Genomic DNA, 23,480 nt, shown 5'->3' with positions numbered 1-23,480 from the left:
GCATGAAAAATACTGTTATTTTAGGGGCATTATTATGTTCTACTGTTATATTGGGTCAGGTTGGCGTTCAAACAGGAAATCCTCAAGGTCCTTTTCATATTGATGCTGCTAGAGATAATCCGAATACCGGAAGTCCGACAGCATCCCAACAAACTAATGATCTAATCGTTACATTAAACGGAAACTTAGGGGTAGGTACTACTAATCCTTCTACGAAATTAGACATATTTAGATCAACTTCAGGGGCTGTAAAAATTTCAGATGGCACCCAGGGAAACAATAAAATACTTGTATCAGATGCAAACGGAATCGGTACCTGGCAAAATACTTCCCCGGCTATAGTCATTGATTCTAATGCGGGAAGCTTACTTCCTGTAGGTACTACAGCAACATATCTGGGAGCTAATGCTACTGTTACAATACCGGGGTATTATGCTATAAGCCCTCGATTCATTGGAGACAAATCACCGGTTGGCTGTAGCCCTCTTGTCGCTTATAATCTAAGTACAAGCCCTTCAACTCCTACAAACCTTGTATATTCCTTAGATGCCCATTTCCCAGGAGGTGTTGGCGCATTCGATTTTATATATTCCTCAAGTATTGCCTACTTACAGGCAGGAACTTATTATATGCTTGTTCGAAGAGGAGGTGGCTGTTCAACTTACAATAGCCGTAATAATATCGGGCAAAATGGCTTCACTTTAGTTTTATTAAAATAATCTGGAAATTATTGGAAATCAAACAAAAGTTATACTTAAGGCACAAATAAAAAATATATCTTTCCAAATGTCCTGCAGATAGACTGACAGGGCATTTTTTATCATAGTCTAAATTAGAAAGCCCTTCAAAAAGAAAAACTGGTAGATATTCAATTTAACATAATATAAATTATAGGACTTTTATGTTTTTACAAGAAAGAGAGAATATACCTTATAATTCTGTCTTTTTTAGTATATTTGAGTCTATTCAAAATAATTATGATCCAAGCGAGCTGTATTTCTCCACCAATGATTTAATATTTTCAAATTCGTTTGAAGTATTTATACTGATAAATTTATTTATCGGTTATTTTCTAATGCTTCAGATTTCGATATAATATTATTTACAAATCATTTATACATACAGTTCATTCTCACATGAAAAAATCATACTTATTATTACATCTTGCCGTAATTCTGGCTGGATTCACAGGCGTATTCGGTAAACTGATTTCTCTTAATGAAGGCTTATTAACCTGGTATAGGGTTTTCTTTTCAGCAGTTATTTTATTTTTTGTTCTAAAAATATTTAAAACTAATGATTCAACAAACCGTACAGAAAAACTGAAAATCGGAAAAGTTGGTTTATTAATAACCATGCATTGGGTTTTGTTTTATGCCAGCATCAAATATTCCAATATTTCCATCGGCGTCGTTTGCTATTGTCTGACAAGCTTTTTTACGGCCATTTTTAAACCATTAATCGACAAACAGCCATTTAAGCTATCGGAATTATTTTTAAGCACTCTTACATTAGCCGGAATCAGCTTAATCTTTCATTTTGACACTTCTTATCAGGTCGGAATTGCAATTGGCGTGATTTCATCGGCATTTGCGGCACTTTATACCATTTATAACAGCCGCCTGGTCAATGATTTTGATAGCAAAATCATTAATTATTATCAAATGCTGGCTGGAACTCTCTGTCTTGGTGCTCTCCTACCAGTTTATTTATACTTCTTCCCCTCTGAAACATTGATCCCTACTACAAAAGATGCTTTTTATCTGCTTTTATTGGCTTTATTTTGTACAGTCGGACTATATGTTATATTTACTGAAATTTTAAAGAAAATCCCCGCTTTCACTGTAAATTTAAGCTTTAATCTGGAGCCTGTCTATGCAATTATCATGGCTTTCTTGTTTTTTGATGAAAGCAAGCAGGTTAATCTCTCCTTTTATATAGGTCTTCTTATTATTATGATTTCAGTCATTTTGCAAACCTTTATTTCTATTAAGAAAAAACCATAATTCTATATTCTGAGCCTCCTGCAATTTTTTAAGGAGGCTTTTTTATTAAAAAATTCACTTAAAACTTGTGTAGTTAAATAACTTCATTTAAATTTGTAGTCAAATAACTACATAATGAATTTAAGAAGAGATGTTTTTCAGGCAATTGCAGATCCTACAAGAAGATCTATTCTTATGCTGGTGGCAGCTCAGTCAATGACTGCCGGTGCAATAGCTTCGAATTTTGATACCGCAAGACCCACCGTCTCAAAGCATTTGCAGATTCTCACTGAATGTGAATTGCTAAAACCCGAACAAAACGGTAGAGAAATTATTTATCACTTAAACCCGAGTAAAATGAAAGAAATCGCCGACTTCATCGAACCTTTCAGACAAATGTGGGATGACAGGTTCAATAAACTTGAAGATATTATGAAAAAATACCAATCAAAAAAATAGAAATTATGGAACTAAAAACAAAAATTCATGCTGAAGACGGAAAGCAGGAAATCTTTATTATCAGAGAATTTGATCTTCCTGTTCATCTTTTGTTTAAAGCTTATACGGAAGCCGAACTTTTTGAACAATGGATGGGAACAAAAGTGATAAAATTCGAAAACAAACAACATGGGAGCTATAAGTTTGAAACCTCAAATCCTCAGGGAGACATTGTTTTCAGTGCAAACGGAACAATTCATGAGCTTATTCCCGATCAGAGCATTATAAGAACTTTTCAGATGGAAAATACACCCTTCCCCGCACAGATGGAGTTTTTGGAATTTGAAAAACTGACTAATGAAACCAGCAGAATTACCATTCATACGATTTATAAATCTGTAGATTTCAGAGATCAGATGCTGAAATTACCTTTTGCACAAGGTATCAATATGGCTCACAATAGATTACAGGAAATTATTCAGAAATTAGAAGCTAGAAATTAGATTTTAGTTTTTAAATGACACAAATATCACTCATTTCCAACTACTTATTACTCACTTAAGCTATGAACACAAAAGTTGATTTTTTCTTTGATAAAGCCAATCAATGGCAAAAAGAATTTGAAAAATTAAGGGCAATCGCTCTGGATACAGAATTGACAGAAGATTTGAAATGGGGATGTCCATGCTATACCTACGAAGGAAAAAATATTTTCTTAATTCATGGATTTAAAGAATATTGTGCACTACTCTTTTTCAAAGGCGCCTTAATGAAAGATCCCGAAAATATTTTAATTCAACAAACTGAAAATGTACAGGCAGCAAGGCAGGTTCGGTTTACAGATTTACAACAGATTACTCATTTAGAAAAAGAGATTAAGGAATACATATTTCAGGCTGTTGAAATTGAAGAATCTGGTGCTAAAGTTCAGATGAAAAAGACCAGAGAGTTTGAAATACCGGCAGAGTTTCAAAATAAGCTTAACGAAAATTCAGAATTAAAAGACGCATTTGAAGCCTTAACTCCCGGAAGACAGAGGGCTTACCTACTCTATTTCTCATCAGCTAAACAGACAAAAACAAAAGAAGCCAGAATAGAAAAACATATTCCCGATATCTTAGAAGGCAAAGGTATAAACGATTAATACATTATCATGGAAACACAAAATAAATTACAGAAAAGAAATAAAATCATCTATTGGGTTTTTACCTTATGGATGTCATTGGGAATGGTCTCAACAGCCATTGTTCAATTAATGAAAAATAAAGATGAGATTGCCAATTTTACCACTTTGGGATATCCTCTTTATTTAATGACCATCATAGGAATCTGGAAAGTATTGGGAGTCATTGCTGTTCTTATCCCAAAATTACCTTTGTTAAAAGAATGGGCATATGCAGGATTTTTTTTCGTGATGTCCGGAGCCGTAATTTCTCACTTGATTGTCGGAGATCCGATTGGAAAGACTTTTCCGGCAGTTTTATTGTTAATTTTAGTCATCATTTCGTGGTATTTTCGACCTGCAGACAGAAAAATTTGAATTAATTTTACCAAACCTTAAACAAAATTTGATATGAGCAAAAAGAAACTGACCGCAGAACAAAGCACAGAACTTTTAAAAGTTTTAAAAGCCCGTTTTGAAAAAAATATGAATCGTCATAAAGACTTAGACTGGGAAAAAATTCAGACTAAACTGGAGAAAAATACCGACAAGATCTGGTCTTTAAATGAGATGGAAGAAACAGAGGGCGAGCCTGATGTGGTAGGATATGATAAAAAAACGGACGAATATATCTTCTTTGACTGCTCCGCGGAGAGCCCAAAACGCAGAAGTCTCTGCTACGATTATCAAGCCTGGGAAGCCAGGAAAGCCAATAAGCCTGAAAATAATGTAATTGATAAAGCTTCAGAAATGGGAATCGAGCTGTTATCAGAAGATCAATACAGACAACTCCAGGAATTAGGAAAGTTTGACCTTAAAACCTCAAGTTGGGTGAAAACTCCAGTAAATATACGGGAACTCGGAGGTGCCATATTCTGTGACAGGCGGTATAATACTGTTTTCATGTATCACAACGGGGCAGATTCCTATTATGCAGCCAGAGGATTTCGAGGGGTTTTAAAAGTATAAAAAATAAAGGATCATAAGACAGCTTATGACCCTTTTTATTACTCCCGCGGATTTGACAGATAAAGCAGATGATTATGAATAAGTTTTATAAAAGTGAAACATCCGCTCTATGTGTCAAATCCGAAAGAGAAAATTTTATCGTAAATCAATTACTTTGATTGCTTTAACCATGGAGATTCTACACTCCAGAATATGATATTTACGCCAAGATAATTTTCCGCATAGTTTACAAATTCCTCTTTGGTAAAGGGTTTTTTAGTTTTTGGATTCTTGTAGGTTAGTGTAGGTTCCTGAACAGCCATTGCGATCAATGGAAGTTTTCCTTTATATTTATTAAAAAATGGATAGGAATTTTTCATTTGAGCATTTTTATCCGGAACAATATCCGGTCCTCCCAATCCTATATTATTTTTGTTGGCAAAATCAAAAAGTCTGGACATATATTGATGATCATTTTCCCATTCACAAGGAAAAAAATTGACATATTGTAAAACATATGATTTTTTAAAGGCGTTTCTTGCAAATTTTAAATTATCCAATTCAGCCTGAAAATATTTATCACAGCTGAAGCCCGTTTTATCACGCTTCATATCGATATCAATCGCTGTTTCGGGCAAATTGATGCCCTGAATTTTACCGTCAAACTTTTTAGCAAGCTCCTCAATCAGCTTCTGATACCTTTGCCGAACTGCAGGATTCCATTGCTGGGTTACCCATCCGTTTCCAACCGGTTTATTTTCACCGGGATTGTCGTATTGAGGTACCAATCCGCCGTTATACTCTTTTCCATTAAGAATGTAATCAGGAATATACCTGGCCTGAGGTTCAAAGAAACGATCCTGAAGCTGAATAAACAGTTTTCTGTTTAACTTTGTAAGATATTCAAGATCTTTTTCTATTCTTGAAAAATCATAAGTATCTTTCGCTGTTTCCAGTGACCTCCAGTTATAAACAATCTGAACGCCGCCAATATCTTTTCGGGTTATCATCTTTTCGATTTTCTGAAGATCTCCCGAGGATGTATAAATATAGTTCTGTGGAGTTTCAGCCTTTGAGAAATTAAATCCTAAAATAAAGAAAGCAAAAAAAGTAATTTTAAGTAACTTTTTCATAGTTGTGAATTGTTTGAAGAATAGTTTATCATTTTTCATGCCTAAATTTTATTTTATGCTCATGTTAAAAGCCTGTCGAATTAATAAAATCAATTTATTTTCAATAATTTAATAAAATAAAATTTAGATAAAACATCAATCAAAAATTTAAAATTATAAATTATCTTAAATAGAAAAATTATTTTTTATTTACATAAAATTTACTTTCATATAAAAATAGTATTGTTATTTTAGCAAACTGAAATTTGATTTAACATAATAATAAGGTATGAAAAGATTAATCTTATTGGGTTCATTATCTCTTTTTGTAATGAGCTGTAATAAAAAAACGGAAGCTCCTAAAAAAGAAACTCCCGATGTTGATACCCTTGCTGCAACAGAACCTGTTGTAGACACATTGGGACCAAAATCATTCTGTTATATGGGAGTTATAGGAAAAGACACCGTTTTTGTAAGTATTGATGATAATCTGGGAACAATTTCCGGAAAAATGGCTACTAAAAACAGTGAAAAAGACAGTAACAAAGGTGATTTATCGGGTTTTAAATCAGGTGATACGCTTAAGTTGACTTATGAATTTGCTGCTGAAGGTAAAACAGGAAATAAAAATGACATCTATTTTCTTCAGACAAAAGATGGTCTAAGCGAAGGGATAGGTGAACGAGATCAGGAGACGGGAACAAAATATGCCAATGACAGCAAAGTAAAATACGATGGCGGAAGAGTTTTAAAAACGGCTGACTGCAAAGTGGTTTCTAAAGTTTTAAAGTAAAAAATAATCGATAACATTATAAATACAGTCTTCTAAGGCTGTTTTTTTTTTATTCTGCTATCAATGGCTCAAAACTTGTTAGTCCTCTGGTATTAAATAAAGTTTAAACAAATGACAAGAAAAATTATTCTGCTAAGTACATTCTCATTATTGCTAATGAATTGCAGTAAAAAAGAAGCAACAACAATCACAGATAGCTCCAAAGATTCTACCTCGTTGCCTGCCGAAAACAAACAGGATGCTTCAACATCTTCAAAATGTTATTTATCAGCTATGGGAAAAGACAGTATGTTTATTTCAATTACCGATAAACAGGGAGTAATCACCGGGAAAATGTATGATAAGTTTTTTGAAAAAGATAATTCAAAAGGAACATTATCCGGTACAAAATCAGGCGACACCTTAAAGCTGGTGTATACTTTTGCTGCAGAAGGGACACAGGATAATAAGCTGGAGATCAATTTCCTTGAGAAAAATAATTCTTTATGGGAAGGCTATGGCGAAAAGGATAAAACAGGAACAAAATACGCCAATCCAAAAAACATAAAATATGAAGGCGAATACAAAACTGCCGACTGTAAACTTGTTGAAAAAGCATTAAAATAATAGTAGTATTTATATTAAATAGAAAATCAGCCCGTTGACGGGCTGATTTTTTATGCTATATGAGTTTTGATAATTTCATTAAACTCATTAACAGCAGTATCATTGGTATTCCATGAAGTAATTAAACGTATTGCGGAATAATCTTCATCAATTTTTTTCCAAACATAAAATTCGAATTTTTCAGACAGTATCTCTATTAAATCATTATTTAAAATCGGGAAAATCTGATTGGTATACGTATCTGCAAGAAACTCCACTCCCCTTTCTTTCATTGCATTTTTTATTTTCATTGCCTGCTGATTGGCATGTCTGGCAAGATCAAAATAAAGATCATTTTTCATCAGCTCTAAAAACTGAATGCCCAGTAACCTGCCTTTTGCAAGCAATGCCCCTTTCTGCTTTATATTGAAAGCAAAATCCTGCAGAAGTTCCGTATTATTAATAACAATGGCTTCGCCAATCAATGCTCCGTTTTTGGTTCCGCCCAAATAGAAAACATCAGTAAGCTCCGCTACTTTTTCAAGAGTCAAATCGCTGATTTCTGAAGTCAGTCCATGCCCCATTCTTGCCCCGTCCATAAAAAGATAAAGATGATTCTTTTTACAAAATGCTGACAATTCTTCTAATTCTTTAAGACTGTAAATAGTTCCCAACTCAGTAGAATTCGAGATATAAACCAATTTCGGCATTACCTGATGCGGAACATTTCGATGATTTTCCAACACAGGAATAATATCTTCCGGTGTGAGCTTCCCATCTTCCTTTTCAATACTTAAAACTTTATGTCCTGTCGCCTCAATCGCACCGGTTTCATTATTTAAAATATGTCCAGTAGAAGCTGAAACTGCAGCCTGATAAGGTCTCAGAACAGCAGAAATGACAATCAAATTGGCCTGAGTTCCTCCGGATACAAAATAAATTTCTGAGTTTGAATTTTTAATTTTTTGTTTAATTAATTCTTTAGCCTGTAAAGAATATTCATCTTCACCATAACCTGCCTGCTGGTCAAGATTATGAAGTAAAAGTGCTTCTAAAATATTGGGATGACAACCTTCTGAATAGTCGTTTTTAAATGAAAATTTCATAGAGTAAAATTAAAAAAAGTTAAACGAACAAGCATTAATAATTAATAATATTTTGTTAGATTTGTAATGAAAATCATCTAACATTTTGAGAACAACACTTACAGAAGAAAATTATTTGAAGGCTTTGTTTCATTTGGTTGATAATGAAGGGAAAGTAACGATTAATGAACTCAGCAAATTTTTAAATGTAAAAATGCCGAGCGTTAATAATATGATGAAGAAATTTGCTGAAAAAGGCTGGGTTATTTACGAGACCTATAAACCTCTCATTGTCACTGAAAAAGGAAGACGGGAAGCCTCTTTGGTAGTAAGAAAACACAGGCTTACAGAAATGTTTCTGGTAAAAAAGATGAACTTTGGCTGGGAAAATGTTCATGAGATCGCCGAGCAGCTGGAACATGTACATTCTCAGGTTTTCTTTGACAAAATGGATGAAATTTTAGATTATCCGAAATTTGACCCTCATGGAGAGCCTATTCCTGATAAAGACGGAAATATTATTGCCCAGGACTTACAAAAACTGAGCAATTGTGAAGTGGGCGAACATGTCATCTTTGCTTCCGTTACCCTTTCTGATGATGCGTTTCTAAACTATCTGACAGAAAGAAAATTGTTATTAAACACTAAAATAAAAGTCGTTAAAATAGAGAATTTTGACAAATCTATCACAGTGGAAGTAGATGGTAAGCAGGAAGTTTTAAGCAGAAAGGCAACGGAAAAAATTCTGGTTAAGAAATAATTTTTTCCGTCCATCATATTAAATTTCTATTTTCTGGGATTTTGGCTTTTTTGACGCCGTGCTCAGTAGAAATACTGTTGAAACTATAAAAGCGCTTCCGATCCAGTCGATTGTGGTAAAGGAAACATTAAGCCAAAGTACAGCCAAAATTGTCGCTGAAAGAGGCTCCATCGAAGCCAGCAGGCTTGTTTTCTGTCCTCCAATCATCTGAACAGCTGTTAAATAAGCATAAAATGCTACTAAAGTTCCGAAAATAACAATAAATCCTGTGTACCAATATGTTTGGAAATCCCAGGTTCCTTCGATATTCCAAGGTGCTTTTACAAAACTGAAAACAATTCCTCCACAAAGCATTCCCCAGCCTATGACAATAGAAGACTTGTATCTTGATAGCAGTTTTACAGGCTGTAAAGTGTAAATAGCCAATGCAACAGCGGAAGCTATTCCAAAAAATAATGCCGTAGCAGAAATAGAAAGCGTATCAATTTTACCGTGAGTCACTAAAAGAAATGTTCCCAGAACCGCTAAGATAATGGCTAAAAACTCAATAAGAATAGGAACTTTTTTATTTTTAAAGGCCAGATAAACTGCAATAATAACAGGTCCTGCATATTGCAGAACTGTTGCTGTAGCAGCATTGGAATGCTTAATTGCTGCAAAATAAGTATACTGAACGGCCAGCATTCCGGTAATACTGAAAATAAATAACTGGATTGCATCTTTCCTGTGTTTCCAGATTTCAAAAAGATCAAGCTTTTCACCGAATTTTGCAAAAAGCAATAAACAAATACCCGAAATCAACATACGGACGGTAATCATCCATTCGATATTAATACCTCTCTGCTGAAATAAGAACTGACCGAATGTTCCCGAAACTCCCCAAAGTAAAGCGGCAGCAACCGCAAGAAAGAAACCTTTTAAAATACCAGCCTGCATAAAATTGATGATTTATTTTTTTTGCAAAAATGCATTAAAAAGCTGTTGTTTTTTTACGAAATTTGAATTGTAATTTGCAATTTTGTTTCATTAATTATTCAGTTTAAAAAATTTTGAAAAATCTAGACCATTTCGATATTTCCATTCTCAAGATCCTACAGAAAGACAATATGACGCCACAACGAGATATTGGTGAAAAAATCGGTTTATCTGCCGCTGCGGTTCAGAGACGTATTAAAAGAATGCGCGAAACAGGAGTAATCAAAGCTGATATTTCAGTTATTGACATTGAGAAAATTAAACATTCAATCACACTTATTGTAGAAGTTTTTCTAGAAAGTGATAAGATTGCATTAATTGATAACGTAAAAAAAGTCTTCATCGCTGCTCCTGAAGTTCAGCAATGCTACTATGTAACCGGAGAATCTGATTTTATATTAATGATCATCGTATCATCTATGAAAGACTACGAACAGCTTACCCGGAAAATATTCTATAATAATGAGAATATTAAGCATTTCAGAACATTAATTTCAATGGATAATGTAAAGTCGGGATTAGAAATTCCTATCGATATTTTATCTCAGCTTGAATAAAAATCCCGGGCAGAGAATGTCCGGGATTCATTACTTTTATACTGACTTGAGTATTTGAGAAACCTTTTCAATTTCTTCCAACGTATTGAAATAATGCGGTGATAACCGGACAATTCCATTGATATTTTTATTTGTAAAATCTATTAAAGCAGAATTTTTATAGGTTACTGAAAAAAACACATTATTTTCTCTAAGAACTTTCTGAATCTTTTCAAGATCTCCATCCGGACTGCAAAAAGTAATAATACTGCTCAGGTGGGTTCCAATATCCCAGGTCTGAAAACCACTATTCTGTAGATTATGCCTTAAATTTTCTGATAGTTTTCTGTTGTAGTCCTCAATATTCTGCATTCCTACAGTATTTGCATATTTTGTAGCTTCCGTAAGACCTAATAATGAAGCATAAGAAATTTCCCAGTGTTCGAATCTTTTTGCAGTTTTAAATAATTCATAATCGTCGTACTCCGACCAATGAGCACCCCTCATATCCAGCAATAAAGGAGCATAATTCTGTTCTAATACTCTGTCTGAAACATACAAAAATCCTGTTCCTCTTGGTCCCCGCATAAATTTTCTTCCTGTTGCCGTAAGAAAATCACAGCCTATTTGTTCAACATCTACGACCATTTGACCAACAGACTGGCAGGCATCCACCAGATATAAAACATTGTGCTGCCTGCAGATTTTACCTACTGCTTCAACATTCTGAATCAATCCGGAATTGGTAGGAATGTGAGTAACTGCAACCAATTTTGGCTGATATTTCCTGATTAAATTTTCCAGATCTTCAAGATCCAGTTCGTTATCGGGAAGATTTTTCGTACGAATGACTTTTACATTCAGATTTTTCTGTAACGAAATAAATACAATCTGATTGGAAATATAATCATCAACTGTTGTAATAATGTAGTCACCTTCCTTGAAAATAATACTGGACAGAGCTTTTGCATAAGCATCTGTAGCACTGGTTGCAAAGGCGATATTCGATGACTTACAGTTGATTAATTGAGCTGTTTCATCATAAAACTGTTCTAAAAGATCCGCATTTCTGTTGGCTACCTCATATCCTCCGGATTGTTCTTCCTGCTGTAAATAATCAACCATTGAATCTACCACAACTTTTGACATCAATGAAGATCCTGCATTGTTCAGGAATATTTTACCGTCTTCCAATCCTCTGATATCCTGTCTTATTTTATCTAAGTTCATTTTTTATTTATAGATTTTAAAACAATTTTACACAAAAAATCCCGAAATTTCGATAGCGGGATTTATATTTTTTACCTGAATTAAGGTTATTTTGCGTTAAGCTTGATATTAATCTAAAACACTCCAGCCTCTTTTCGGGTTGTTGTTTGAAGAAACTTCCTGTTCATTAACAATGATATTCTCTTTTCTCTGACCAATATAATCCAGCTCGCTCAGTTTTGAGAAAATAGTTTCCAGACTTCTAAGCATCTGCTGAATATACATCAATGGCTCACCACAATTATGATGGTCATAATTAGTTTCAGCAACAATCGACAGCTGATTCAATAAAGTATGGGGAGCAATTTCACTCCACTCGAGACTGTAATTCAACATTTCTTCCAATTCGGCAGGAACCAGCACCTGGGTTGCATTATATAAACGAAGAGCCAGTTTTGCAAAAGATTCAATCAAAAAAATCGGCGGCTGATACGGAGTAACATTTCTGAACTGAAAATACATATCACCAAATGTATCGATCATGGTATTGCATAGAAACTTAACGTTCTGTGCTAAAGCCGTATTCTGGTTTTTATGAGATGTTTTCTGAATAATTTTAAAAGCATACTGCTGCAGGTTCCCAATAGATTTTGCAAAACTATTATAAAAATCCAACAGTGCAGGATGACTTTGAATAGAGGTACATGGAGGAATGAAATTAGAATCTACCTGAGCTATATTTCCGCGTAAATCCACCTTTCCGATAATCAGATAATTCCCTCCTGAATAACTGCTGTTTAAAGAAGTTACAGGAAGTAATTCAATATGGTGATTGGATTGTGTATTCGGATGACGCGGCGGAATTTCTTCCGGATCAATATCTCCAAAAGGCACTTTATCAAAAGGGTTTACAGAAATTAAGATGTAATAGTCTCCGTCTGCCTGCTCTTCATTCATGGATTTTGCCAATGACTTTACGCTTACCCTCCTGTCATTAAGCTCAATTCTGTAACCGGCCATCGTAACAGCACTGCAGTGTTTGATCACCAGCTGAACATCATTCGTTGCGGTATTATGAACATCAAAAATAGTTCTGTCCGTAAATTCGTTTGAAATAGGTAATAATCCGTAATTATATGTTGCAATTCCCAATGAATTGGCATCTCTGATGGTATCGATTAAAAAATTATCCTGATCATTCAAATGGCGCTGGGAAACTTTCATCCCATCTACCCAGTTGATTGCAAAATGTTTAATAGACTGTATCATAGTAATACTTTTTAAAATTTGTGTGATTATGCTTTTCTTAGTCCTTCTTCCTCATGTTGGATCACTCTTTTACAAATAACCACTTCATTTTCTGAAATATCATTTGCTGAAATGTCCTGATCGAAATCAATATATTTCCGGAAGCTGAAAAACGATTTTTTTGTGTAAAATATCCAGTAATATGGTTCTTTTTCCTGATCTGAAAGATGAATAATCGAATTGGGGTTTTTATGATTGTAGTCGTCTACCACTCTGTAAAACCAGTCTCCGTAAGTCACTCCTGTCGGTAATGTTTTTGCTTTAATTCTAAATCTGTTGGTATCTTCAAGATTTTTGCTTAATTCAACATTTAAAACCATTAATCTGTCGAAATCGGCACCTTCAAAATCCGGAAGCCTCTGCTCTGGAGAGTATCGCCACGTTTTATAAATATCAACAGGGATACTGATAAACTGAATATAGCAGTAATGGAATACCATGGGAACCACAAAGATAAACATACTGGTTGCCGCCATGATAGGATACCCCATCCCTTTACTCATCCAGTTGAATATGAGATAAAAAAGATAACCTCCGAAGCCAATGCATGTTATGGTAAGAACAGATTCGAATAATATGCTTTTAGACTGCGATTCAAAATGTTTTTTGAAATAAATATCTAATAAATTAACGTGAATAATTCCTAAAATAAGATACACGATCTGCGCAATCAGGTACCAGTAAGGATTAAAAAGATTTCCGGCAAATCCGAAAATTCCGGGAATTGCAAGACACAAACTGCAAAGCAGCACGTATATGATAATGGTTTTGATTTTTATGGCAGGTTTATTCCTTCTGATGAATCCTAAAATCACCATCATGATCACTGCAAATAAAGGCATTAAAATATACCTTAAAAAGATACCTTTTACTGAAGAAATTTCCATTTGTCTTTTTTCAAATTTATATTTTATTGGTGTTTGTAAATATAGCAAAATATTTTACAGAAATGTAGAGTAACCGAGGCGGCTGGCATTTCTTTCATCATCTTCCAGAGCGAATGAATATTCTTTCTTTTCGGTGATAAAATTTTCTTCCACATCTACATTTACAGGTAAAAAATAATCATATAATGCCTGAAGAACTTTTCGGAAAGGATGTCCGTCGATATACTTTTTCATATCTTTATAAGGAATAGGTCCGATATTAATGACCCAGTTTCTCAGCCCGTCCATGTGTCTTCCGCTTGGAATATACGTTACGCCCAATTTTGAGTTTCCCAATAACAGGGAATCGTCATTTTCTTCAATACCATCGATAATATTAGGGGCAAAAGTAACTTCTACAGGCACCTGCAAAAAAGCACTCATACAACGTTCAAACCATTCTTTATCTCCTCTTATCTGATGAAAAAACGGTAATATATAAATAAATATGTAGGCATTCTGCTGATCAAGCATTTTTATCAGAGGCCAGAGTTCGCTTATCGTGTCAAGCAATGCATCGGTATCACTGGATATTTCAAAATCAAATTCTTTAAGCAATGCACTGATTTCTGTAAAAAAAATCTCCAGTTCAAAAGGACGGAAAAATTTCCGGGCATCTTCTTCTACCCTTTTCTGTTTTCGGATTTCACGAACAACCGTATCTACGTTTTTTCTCGAAGCTCCTAATGAAGGCGGATGAAACAAGCCTTCCGGAAGATAGTCGTAAATACCTTCCCGATATGTTTCTATCGTAAAAACTTCTTCATCAAAGCCCAGAAAATTACTCGAAATACTCTTGATATCTTTCAGATAAGCACGGTCATTTATTCCTATTCTTTCAATAAAAATATTACTGACTGCCCTGTGATATTTCAAAAGGTTAACTGCCACAGCTTCTGCCCTGAAGTCGGTCTGAAGCTTATTGTAATTCATCTCTACAATATTATTCTCATACATAGTGTTTCCGCGATTTGGCTTGTAAAGGTAATATATCTCTAATTATTGAAAAAGTATTTTCTCAATAATTTTATTCTAAAAATACTAATTTATTAACATTAAAAAGAATAATATTCAGCAAAAACCGTAAAAATACGGTAATTAATATATTTTAGAGTTTGGAATTACGTCTGGTTTTAAGATTTAGTTAATTTTTTAAATCCTCACCTTAACATTAATCTGAACTTTAAATTAACCGTATCTTTGCACCTTGAAAATGTTATTTACAATGAAAAGTATTTATTCTAAAATTCTGATTTTAGCATTCATTACATCTTCGCTTTATTCGTATGCATGGGGATTGACGGGGCACAGAATTATTGCAGAAATTGCAGAAAACCACCTTTCGGGAAAGGCTAGAAGGGAGATCAAAAAGATTATGGGGAAAGAGCGTCTTGCGTACTGGGCGAACTGGCCGGATTTCATCAAGTCTGATACCACAGGAGTATGGAAGCAGGCTTCAGCGTGGCACTATGTAAACATCGATCCACAGACAGATTTCAAAGCATTTGAGAAAAATCTGGAAGCCCAGGCAGGTCCGAGTTTATATACTCAGGCAAAAGTTTTATCGAGCCAGATCAAAGATGAAAAAACTTCTGAAAAAGACAGAAAAATCGCTTTAATTTTCTTAATTCACATTATGGGAGATCTTGCACAGCCTTTACACGTTGGTAGATCTGAAGATTTAGGTGGAAACAAAATTAATGTTACTTATTTTGGAGAAAAAACAAACCTACACTCAGTTTGGGATGGAAAATTGGTAGATTCTCAAAAATACAGCTATACAGAATATGCAAAACTTCTTGATATCAAATCAAATGACGAAGTAAAGCAGATTCAGACAGGAACTTTAGAAGACTGGTTGTATGATTCTCACAAAATTGCAAACAAAATTTATGCACAGACTCCCAATGACTCAAAGTTATCTTTCGATTATCAGTACAGATTCAATGATACTATGGAAAGACAGCTTCTTTACGGAGGTTTGAGACTGGCGAAATTCTTGAATGATTTGTTTTAATTTGGTTGGTGGTTGACAGTTTTTGTTGATTGTCATATTTTAAATTAATTTTTAATCATTCATTATTAATTATATGAGCGGAACTTCGGTTTCGCTTTTTTTATGCAAACCTCATAGGTTTTGATTTTAAGTAAAAGATCGCGATCCTAGCCCTGATTGAAACGGCATCCTTTTTGGCTGCGGCTTTCACTTCGTTCCAGCCGCAGCCAAAAAGATATAGTGAAAAGCAGGATCAAGCTCCAATTGAAAAGTTTTCAACATATAAAAGGCCTCTATAAATAGTTTTTTCAAAAATTTGTTCGAATTCACGGAATAGGAAAAATCATGCCCCTGTAGCGTGAGAGCTATAATTTACAACTATTTTTTCAATTTCATTTTAAATAAATAAAAAATAATTAAAACCTGTGTAACCTTTTTATCTTTTCAAACGTATAATGTATAGTAACTCTTTTTTGAGGAAAAAATAGATGAGACAATTAAAAATCACTAAGCAGGTTACCAACAGGGAAACTGCTTCATTAGACAAGTATTTGCAGGAAATTGGTAAGGTAGAACTAATCACTGCGGACGAAGAAGTAGAATTGGCACAAAGAATACGTGCGGGCGACAGAGCAGCACTGGAGAAATTAATCAAAGCCAACCTTCGTTTCGTAGTATCTGTATCTAAACAGTACCAAAATCAAGGTCTTTCTTTACCCGATTTGATCAATGAAGGTAACTTAGGACTAATGAAAGCGGCAAAAAGGTATGATGAAACAAGAGGTTTCAAATTCATCTCTTACGCGGTTTGGTGGATCCGTCAATCAATTTTACAGGCTTTGGCAGAACAGTCAAGAATTGTAAGATTGCCATTGAACAAAATCGGATCAATCAATAAAATCAACAAAGCATACGCTCACCTTGAGCAGGAAAATGAAAGACCACCTTCTCCGGAAGAATTGGCTGAAGTTCTTGACATGAGCGAGGAGGATATTAAAGAATCTATGAAAAACTCCGGTAGACACCTGTCTATGGATGCACCTTTGGTAGAAGGTGAAGATTCTAACCTTTATGATGTATTGCGTTCAGGAGAATCTCCAAGTCCTGATAAAGATTTAATGCTTGAATCTCTTCAGATTGAGATCGAAAGAGCATTAAATACTTTGACTCCAAGAGAGGCTGACCTGGTAAGATTATACTTCGGACTGAACGGAAAGCACCCGATGACTCTTGAAGAAATCGGTGAGACTTTCGATCTTACAAGAGAGAGAGTTCGTCAGATCAAAGAAAAAGCGATCAAGAGATTGAAACACAATACCAGAAGTAAGATTTTGAAATCTTATTTAGGTAAATAATTTTAACGAAACAATTTATAGGCGGAGCTTGATTTTCAGGCTCCGCTTTTTTATTTTTGTAACAATGAATGACTTTTATATTTTAATCATTGGGTTTGTCACCGTTTTTATTTCGGTCAACGCTGTTCTTTATTTTTATCTTAGAAATCAGCATAAAAAATTTTTCAACTATATCAAAAACAGAAACTATATCTTAATTGATAAAGTAGAAACAGATATTGAAAGATATTCTAAAATCAATACCAAGCTATTATACAGAAAATCAAATATTGTCTTTTTAGATGACGAAATTTTTATTCTTACGCATAACAAATCTACAATACAGATTGGAAAAAGTCAGGAGATATTTCCAGGTGTTTTCAAAAGATTTACCTATCAATCGAAAAGAAAAGTTAATTATCGGTTGGAAATAAAAGGAACTTTTAATGAAGTATTTATAGAGGGAGACTATAAAATATACTTAAATTTAAAAGATAAAAACTTTGATCTGGAAGAATATTTAAAATACCCTCATTCATAAAAAATAATAACCATGAAAAAATTACTTATTGCTTCTACTCTACTTTTAATGCTTACTTCTTGTGGGGAAAATAAATCTGAAAATAAGCCACTTGTAGAAAATGCTGTTGATAACGTGGAGTCATCCGTTTCAAATTCCATTGCAAAAAATACAAGACTCTCTTCAAGAGAACCCGATCTGGTTCATCAGATTTATAATGAAATTATCAAAAACGACAAAGCCCTTCAAGTTCTTGATCATAAAGTAAATGATATATATAATAAAACCAATGAAGCAGTATCTGAATACGAGTCTATTATTAATAAATCTGATACTTATTATAATGACGCTGAATCCTTGGCAAAATCAGTTGCTGATTCTATATCGAAAAAAGAAATAGAAAAAGTTATTAAAACCAGCTCAGAGAAATACAAATTAAAAACAAAGCAAACAAAAGATATCATAGAGAAAATTAATAAGAATCGAGAAACAATTCGTGATACTTATATAATCTTTAAAATCAGAAAAACCCTTCCCGAAATTGAAAAATATCAAAATGCACACCCTTTGAAAACAGATAGTTTAGAGAATTTTATCAAGAAACAGAATCAATTATTGAACGAATTGAAAAATTTAAAATAATGAACTCGATCTCAATCATTGGAGCAGGAATTGGAGGTTTAACGCTTGGAAATATCTTAAAACAGTACAATATCGATTTTACGGTTTACGAATCTGCGCCTGAAATAAAACCTGTCGGTTCAGGAATTATGATGGCGATCAATGCGATGCAGGTTTTTGACACCTTAGGTCTAAAAGAAAAAATAGAAAAGGCAGGAAATAAAATTCATGGAATTTCTATTACTGATGAAAATCTGAAGCTTATTTCAAAAACTAACGTACTCGAACTAGAAAAGAAATACAATTCCTGTAATGTAGCTATTCACAGAGCTGATTTACAAAGGATTTTAGCCGAAAAAATTGGTTTCGAAAACATTAAACTGAACCATTCTCTAAAAGAAATTAAGAAGCAGGAAAATTATCTTTTACAATTTGAAAACGGAAATGAAGTGGAGAGTAAAATAATTTTCGGAGCAGATGGAATTCATTCCAAAATCAGAAATCAAATCTTTAAAACCGGGGAAATTCGTCATACCCAACAAATGTGTTGGCGGGGATTGGTAGATTTTGATTTGCCTGAGAAATTCTATCAGGAAGCTATTGAAACATGGGGAAAAGGAAAACGTTTTGGTTTTGTAAGAATGACGGATAGGAAAATATATTGGTACGCGGTCATTAATAAAGGAAGACATAAACGTTATCATAGTTTATCTGAAAATTTTCAAGGTTTTCATCCATTAATTATTGAAATTATTGAATCTACTTTAGAGGAAAATATTATTTTCAACGATATTATTGACCTTTCTCCCATTCCAACATGGCATACTCAAAACCTTTGTCTAATCGGTGATGCAGCACATGCTACAACCCCTAACCTCGGACAAGGAGCCTGTCAGGCGATTGAAGATTCATATATTATTGGAAAATTATTAGGAGATAATAAGGATTTCAATACTATTTTTAAAGAATTTCAACAAATAAGAAAGAAAAAAGTTGATCATGTTGTAGACACAAGCTGGAAACTCGGAAAATTTTCTCAATGGGAAAAAGGAACTCGTTTAAGAAATTTGATGATGAGATTAGTTCCTGAAAGCATACATCAGAAGATGGTTGAAAAAGTTATAAAATTGGAAATTTGATTTATTTTCCCACAGATTTCACAGATGATTGCGCATATTTTGTAAAAATTAAACATAAACATCTGTGAAAATCTGTGGGTGAAAATAAAAAAGACTGCTTCAAAATTGAAACAGTCTTTTTATTTAATAAGTCAAAGTAAGTCCGGCTCCCCATCCCATTTCATTATCATAATTTCCTGAAACGGATAGCCATTTTTGTAAAATATATCGTAATCCTGTGGTAAATTCACCGTCAGAATTAACGCTGAAATTTCCTCTTAATCTTCTGGAAAGAGGAATATCTTCCCTGCTTAATTCCAGTAAGACTTTCCCATTTTGATCTACACTTGCATCTGCAGTCACCAACATCGGTAAAAGATACTGCATCCCGACAATAAATGCGGCTCTGTTTTTAGAAGCTTTCTGCTGTCCAAACCAGGTTTTCTTACCATGAAATTCCATTCCCATATCTTCTGCCATTTGTCTTTCCATAATTTCATGATTTTTCTGAATTCTAAAACCTGCATAAGGTAAAGCCCATTGAAATTTCCCTAAAAACCTTCCAACTTTAAAATTTCCGTCAAAATGGTTGAAGTCCCAATTCGAATGAAATTCATTCAGATTTGCCCATCTTGGTCCAAACATCGTCATCGTTTCTGCATGCAGTTTATTAGATTGAATATCAAGCATGGCCATTGAGCTGATCATTCTGTTGTCTTTCATAAAATCTTTCCATGCTAACTTTCTGTTTGGAAGCTGAGGATTGGGTTTTGAATTTTCATAACTGAAAATTCTTCCCATTCCAGCCATCATGTGATACAGGATATGACAGTGAAAAAACCAGTCTCCATCCTGATTAGCTACAAATTCGATCGTATTGGTTTCCATTGGCATAATATCTACCACATTTTTCAATGGCGAATATTCACCTTTTGAATTGATCAGTCTGAAATCGTGACCGTGAAGATGCATCGGATGTCTCATCATCGAATTATTATACATGGTAATTCTTAAAACCTCCCCTTTTTTAACCAGTATTTTATCTGTTTCTGTAACTGTTTTATTATCCAGAGTCCATAGATAATGGTTCATATTTCCCTCCAGCGTAAATTTCAATTCGCGAACATTTTCCGTTGGAAGAATTGTTTTTTCAGGAGATTTTAAAATACTGTAAGATAATCTTTTAATGGATTTTTCTTCCTGCATATTCATTTCTGAATGATTGGAATGGTCTTCATTTTCTTTAGTTTTGATTCCCATCATTTCATTCATGTGTTTCATAGTCATTTTTCTCTGACTCTCAGGAAGTTCAGGATACATAACTTCATTCATATCCATCATCTGATTGCTCATCGTCATATTCATCGGTTTCATGTTTCCGCTCATTTCCATCATACCATTCATCATTTTCATGCCTTCAAAAAGCTTTAATCTCGGTAGGTTCGGAGCTTCAATTTTTTCACCTGAACCCAGCCAGAGCGAGGCGTGTCCGATTCGATCTTCTGAGGTTGCCCGAAATTCAAAACTCTTATTTTCAGGAATTGTTATCTCAATATCATAGGTTTCAGAAACACCGACAATCAGACGGTCGACTTCCACCGGGACAACATCATTTCCGTCATTCCCTACAACTTTTATTTTTCCGCCTCCAAAATTCAGCCAAAAATAAGTGGACGAGCCTCCATTTGCAACTCTCAGCCTTACTTTATCACCTGCTTTTAAACCGGCATATTCTGAACTCGGCTGTCCGTTGATGAGAAATTTATCATAGTATACATCACTCACATCCATTGCTTCCATCCTTTTCCATTCATTTAAAGCTTTTGTTCCGAAGTTTCCGGATTTTATGGCTTCCCAATAACTCTGGACAGCATTTTTTTTAATCGCATACCAATCTGTATTGGCCATGTGAAGCCTTCTGGCAATCTGCATAGGATCTTCATCGCTCCAATCACCTAATAATACAGGAATTTCTTTTGTATAATTCACCTTGGGCTCACCTTCTCTTTTATTGAAAACCAAAATTCCATTCATTCCGATCTGTTCCTGCAAACCTTCATGAGAATGATACCAATAGGTCCCGTTTTGAGAAATTTTAAATTTATATAAATGTATTTCCCCGGGCTTTACAGGCTTTGTCGTCAAATATGGAACTCCGTCATGCTCATTTGGTAAAATCACACCATGCCAGTGAAATCCTGTATTTTCTTTCAGCCCATTATGCAGATAAATTTCTGCGGTATCTCCTTCTGTAAAATATAAAGTCGGAGCCTGCAATTTCCCGTTTACAGCAATAGCACGGCGGTTTTTCCCAGTAAAATTTACAATCGTATCTTTTACGTATAAATCATAGCGAACCGTTTTTCCGCCAAAACTTAGTTTTCCGTTTTCTGAATTTCTCTTTAAAACAGAATTTTGAGATTCAGATAAAGGTTCAGACTTATTTTCAATTTCAACTAAATCCATTCCGCATTTCGGACATTTTCCGGGTTTGTCGGAAATAACTTCCGGATGCATAGGACAGCTATATTTTAATTTTTGAAGTTGGGATTGAGACTTAGATGAAGTTTGAGTTGTATTAATAGAACTCGAATTAGTCTTGACCTGATCAGATTCCTTATCTTTCTTTATCTTTTTAACAGTCTCTTTTTTCTTAACTTTAGCTTTAGCCTTAATCTGGTTTTTATTTTCTTTTGATTTTATTTCTGTTTTTGGGATAGGTTTCACTTCAGGTTTTGCAATAACCTTTGGCTTTATGACTACCGTTTTTTTCCTTAGCGTCATTCCGCATTTTGGACAATCTCCGGGCTTTGAAGACACAACTTCCGGATCCATCGGACATGTAAAATATGTTTTTGTTACTTGTGAAAAATTGAAAACAGAGAATAAAAACATCAGAAATACTATTATTTTTTTCATAATATTCCGAAGTTTTTTTAAGTTGTATAGTTTAGATTATTCTTGAAAAATTAAAATTAATTCTAATAAAACTATATAACTTATGAATTTGAAATAGAATATGCTTATTCTTTTATCCTAGATTATTTAATCGTTGACTTTACATTTCCACAAGAAAGCATGGATTTTCCGTAATAAGGGTTTACGATTTTTGACTCGTCGCTTAGCCAGTTTCCGTCTGCCATTGGGCAATACTGAACATAAATCGGATTTTCAGAAAGTTTAAACTCTTTCGTTAAAGCAATCATATTGTCCGAAAGGTTATAGAAAGTCTCTCGCTGAGCATTGATGCTTCTCGCTTCTGAAATTGCTGTGGCATCTTTTCTGAGAATATTTAAATTGCCTTCAGAAACTGATTTTACATCAATCGCAGAGGCTGTTTTTATAAATTCTGTAGCTGCTTTTGAGGTTTTATCCGCATCATCAGAAGCTAAAGCAGACTTTATAGCGATATAATTTTGATACAGTTTTGTAACCTGTGCATCTTTTTTGGATTGTGCAGAAAGTGAAATGATTGAGAATACAGAGAAAACTGCTGTAATGATATACTTTTTCATTGTTTTATATTTTAGAATTAATAAAGAATTTGTTAAATAATATCGCATCATGCGACAGCACATGTCGTCCGTAATAATAACGGTATTAAACGACTGACGAATTCTAAATTCTAAAATTACAATGATTGATAAAGATCGGAACCGACCGTGTTTCCGGAGGACCGTTAATTTGAATCTGGGTAAATTTTGTAGTCGAAAAAGATTTATCTATAAAGAAAAATTCCTGATTTTGAATTCCGGAAATCTGTTGCAAAAAATCAATTTTAAGTAAATCAGATTTTTGAGAATCATCAACTTTTACAATTTTTATTTCTGTTTTACAGCAGTCTTTTTTTGTTTTGACTCCGCATTTACTGCAGATATCATCAACTTTCTGGCTCACTGAAACCAATTCCTTCATACAGTAGTGAACGCTAAAAACTGCTCCGGAAGAAAAACCGAAGTAGAAAATAGAGAACAGTATGGCCAGAATCTTTTTCATTACAGGACAAAGTTAAAAATATCTTTGATACAGATGTTACAGAATTTTGTATTGTTGTTATAAAATTAGGAAA

General features: G+C 34.0%; 26 protein-coding genes. 16 read left to right on the top strand and 10 right to left on the bottom strand.

What is annotated here, in order from left to right:
- Nucleotides 1-2 precede the first annotated feature (2 nt).
- The 7 genes from M2373_RS01295 (at nt 3) to M2373_RS01265 (ending at nt 4,554) form a co-directional block, all read left to right on the top strand.
- Nucleotides 3-719 (top strand): hypothetical protein, encoded by a 717-nt coding sequence (locus M2373_RS01295; RefSeq protein WP_259106616.1) that lies wholly within the window; start codon nt 3-5, stop codon nt 717-719.
- 417 nt (nt 720-1,136) lie between these two features.
- The gene (locus tag M2373_RS01290) at nt 1,137-2,006 is read left to right on the top strand and encodes a DMT family transporter (RefSeq protein WP_259106614.1); all 870 of its coding nucleotides are present in this window, start codon (nt 1,137-1,139) and stop codon (nt 2,004-2,006) included.
- Between the two features lie 114 nt (nt 2,007-2,120).
- A complete protein-coding gene (locus tag M2373_RS01285) occupies nt 2,121-2,444 on the top strand; it encodes a helix-turn-helix transcriptional regulator (RefSeq protein WP_259106611.1) in 324 nt (107 codons plus the stop codon).
- Between the two features lie 5 nt (nt 2,445-2,449).
- Entirely contained in the window at nt 2,450-2,926 is a 477-nt protein-coding gene (locus M2373_RS01280; RefSeq protein WP_259106609.1) for an SRPBCC domain-containing protein, read from the top strand.
- Between the two features lie 62 nt (nt 2,927-2,988).
- A complete protein-coding gene (locus M2373_RS01275; protein ID WP_259106607.1) occupies nt 2,989-3,567 on the top strand; it encodes a YdeI family protein in 579 nt (192 codons plus the stop codon).
- Between the two features lie 9 nt (nt 3,568-3,576).
- The gene (locus M2373_RS01270; RefSeq protein WP_259106605.1) at nt 3,577-3,963 is read left to right on the top strand and encodes a DoxX family protein; all 387 of its coding nucleotides are present in this window, start codon (nt 3,577-3,579) and stop codon (nt 3,961-3,963) included.
- A 33-nt stretch (nt 3,964-3,996) separates the two neighbouring features.
- Nucleotides 3,997-4,554 (top strand): DUF4256 domain-containing protein, encoded by a 558-nt coding sequence (locus M2373_RS01265; RefSeq protein WP_259106604.1) that lies wholly within the window; start codon nt 3,997-3,999, stop codon nt 4,552-4,554.
- A 149-nt stretch (nt 4,555-4,703) separates the two neighbouring features.
- Here M2373_RS01265 and M2373_RS01260 read toward each other — a convergent pair whose 3' ends face one another.
- A complete protein-coding gene (locus tag M2373_RS01260; protein ID WP_259106602.1) occupies nt 4,704-5,666 on the bottom strand; it encodes a hypothetical protein in 963 nt (320 codons plus the stop codon).
- 268 nt (nt 5,667-5,934) lie between these two features.
- On the opposite strand from M2373_RS01260, the gene M2373_RS01255 reads away from it, so the two are divergent.
- Nucleotides 5,935-6,438, top strand: a complete 504-nt coding sequence (locus M2373_RS01255; protein WP_259106600.1) for a hypothetical protein — start codon at nt 5,935-5,937, stop codon at nt 6,436-6,438.
- Nucleotides 6,439-6,549: 111 nt separating this feature from the next.
- Nucleotides 6,550-7,044, top strand: a complete 495-nt coding sequence (locus M2373_RS01250) for a hypothetical protein (RefSeq protein ID WP_259106597.1) — start codon at nt 6,550-6,552, stop codon at nt 7,042-7,044.
- A gap of 50 nt (nt 7,045-7,094) precedes the next feature.
- On the opposite strand, the gene M2373_RS01245 is transcribed toward M2373_RS01250, so the two are convergent.
- Nucleotides 7,095-8,129, bottom strand: a complete 1,035-nt coding sequence (locus M2373_RS01245; protein ID WP_259106594.1) for a low specificity L-threonine aldolase — start codon at nt 8,127-8,129, stop codon at nt 7,095-7,097.
- An 85-nt stretch (nt 8,130-8,214) separates the two neighbouring features.
- Here M2373_RS01245 and M2373_RS01240 point away from each other — a divergent pair, with 85 nt between their 5' ends.
- The gene (locus M2373_RS01240; RefSeq protein ID WP_259106592.1) at nt 8,215-8,868 is read left to right on the top strand and encodes a metal-dependent transcriptional regulator; all 654 of its coding nucleotides are present in this window, start codon (nt 8,215-8,217) and stop codon (nt 8,866-8,868) included.
- An 18-nt stretch (nt 8,869-8,886) separates the two neighbouring features.
- On the opposite strand, the gene M2373_RS01235 is transcribed toward M2373_RS01240, so the two are convergent.
- Nucleotides 8,887-9,804 (bottom strand): DMT family transporter, encoded by a 918-nt coding sequence (locus tag M2373_RS01235; protein ID WP_259106590.1) that lies wholly within the window; start codon nt 9,802-9,804, stop codon nt 8,887-8,889.
- Nucleotides 9,805-9,917: 113 nt separating this feature from the next.
- Here M2373_RS01235 and M2373_RS01230 point away from each other — a divergent pair, with 113 nt between their 5' ends.
- Nucleotides 9,918-10,400 carry an Lrp/AsnC family transcriptional regulator gene (locus M2373_RS01230; protein ID WP_259106588.1) on the top strand — a complete coding sequence of 161 codons (483 nt, stop codon included), beginning with the start codon at nt 9,918-9,920 and terminating at the stop codon, nt 10,398-10,400.
- Between the two features lie 36 nt (nt 10,401-10,436).
- Here the strand turns inward: M2373_RS01230 and M2373_RS01225 are convergent, their stop codons facing one another.
- From M2373_RS01225 to M2373_RS01210, 4 genes are all read right to left on the bottom strand, one after another.
- Nucleotides 10,437-11,609, bottom strand: a complete 1,173-nt coding sequence (locus M2373_RS01225) for an aminotransferase class V-fold PLP-dependent enzyme (RefSeq protein WP_259106586.1) — start codon at nt 11,607-11,609, stop codon at nt 10,437-10,439.
- 108 nt (nt 11,610-11,717) lie between these two features.
- The gene (locus M2373_RS01220) at nt 11,718-12,857 is read right to left on the bottom strand and encodes a hypothetical protein (RefSeq protein ID WP_259106584.1); all 1,140 of its coding nucleotides are present in this window, start codon (nt 12,855-12,857) and stop codon (nt 11,718-11,720) included.
- 26 nt (nt 12,858-12,883) lie between these two features.
- The gene (locus M2373_RS01215) at nt 12,884-13,783 is read right to left on the bottom strand and encodes a TssN family type VI secretion system protein (protein ID WP_259106582.1); all 900 of its coding nucleotides are present in this window, start codon (nt 13,781-13,783) and stop codon (nt 12,884-12,886) included.
- A 54-nt stretch (nt 13,784-13,837) separates the two neighbouring features.
- A complete protein-coding gene (locus tag M2373_RS01210; protein WP_259106580.1) occupies nt 13,838-14,779 on the bottom strand; it encodes a type VI secretion system baseplate subunit TssG in 942 nt (313 codons plus the stop codon).
- Nucleotides 14,780-15,047: 268 nt separating this feature from the next.
- On the opposite strand from M2373_RS01210, the gene M2373_RS01205 reads away from it, so the two are divergent.
- From M2373_RS01205 to M2373_RS01185, 5 genes are all read left to right on the top strand, one after another.
- A complete protein-coding gene (locus tag M2373_RS01205; protein WP_259106578.1) occupies nt 15,048-15,839 on the top strand; it encodes a S1/P1 nuclease in 792 nt (263 codons plus the stop codon).
- Nucleotides 15,840-16,306: 467 nt separating this feature from the next.
- Nucleotides 16,307-17,173 carry an RNA polymerase sigma factor RpoD/SigA gene (locus M2373_RS01200; protein WP_002979276.1) on the top strand — a complete coding sequence of 289 codons (867 nt, stop codon included), beginning with the start codon at nt 16,307-16,309 and terminating at the stop codon, nt 17,171-17,173.
- Nucleotides 17,174-17,237: 64 nt separating this feature from the next.
- Entirely contained in the window at nt 17,238-17,693 is a 456-nt protein-coding gene (locus tag M2373_RS01195; RefSeq protein ID WP_259106576.1) for a hypothetical protein, read from the top strand.
- A gap of 12 nt (nt 17,694-17,705) precedes the next feature.
- Entirely contained in the window at nt 17,706-18,314 is a 609-nt protein-coding gene (locus M2373_RS01190; RefSeq protein WP_259106574.1) for a hypothetical protein, read from the top strand.
- Nucleotides 18,314-19,432 carry an FAD-dependent monooxygenase gene (locus tag M2373_RS01185; RefSeq protein WP_259106572.1) on the top strand — a complete coding sequence of 373 codons (1,119 nt, stop codon included), beginning with the start codon at nt 18,314-18,316 and terminating at the stop codon, nt 19,430-19,432. Before M2373_RS01190 ends, M2373_RS01185 begins: the two co-directional genes overlap by 1 nt.
- A 123-nt stretch (nt 19,433-19,555) precedes the next feature.
- Here the strand turns inward: M2373_RS01185 and M2373_RS01180 are convergent, their stop codons facing one another.
- The 3 genes from M2373_RS01180 to M2373_RS01170 form a co-directional block, all read right to left on the bottom strand.
- Nucleotides 19,556-22,330, bottom strand: coding sequence for a multicopper oxidase domain-containing protein (locus tag M2373_RS01180; protein ID WP_259106570.1), 2,775 nt, complete (start codon nt 22,328-22,330; stop codon nt 19,556-19,558).
- 122 nt (nt 22,331-22,452) lie between these two features.
- Entirely contained in the window at nt 22,453-22,926 is a 474-nt protein-coding gene (locus tag M2373_RS01175; RefSeq protein ID WP_259106568.1) for a DUF3347 domain-containing protein, read from the bottom strand.
- A gap of 103 nt (nt 22,927-23,029) precedes the next feature.
- Complete coding sequence (locus M2373_RS01170) at nt 23,030-23,407, bottom strand: HYC_CC_PP family protein (protein WP_259106566.1); 378 nt, start codon at nt 23,405-23,407, stop codon at nt 23,030-23,032.
- Nucleotides 23,408-23,480 lie beyond the last annotated feature (73 nt).

Origin of the sequence: Chryseobacterium sp. JUb7 (genome assembly GCF_024806495.1) — a bacterium.
Taxonomy (GTDB): Bacteria; Bacteroidota; Bacteroidia; order Flavobacteriales; family Weeksellaceae; genus Chryseobacterium.
This window is presented reverse-complemented; position numbering and strand designations above follow the sequence as displayed.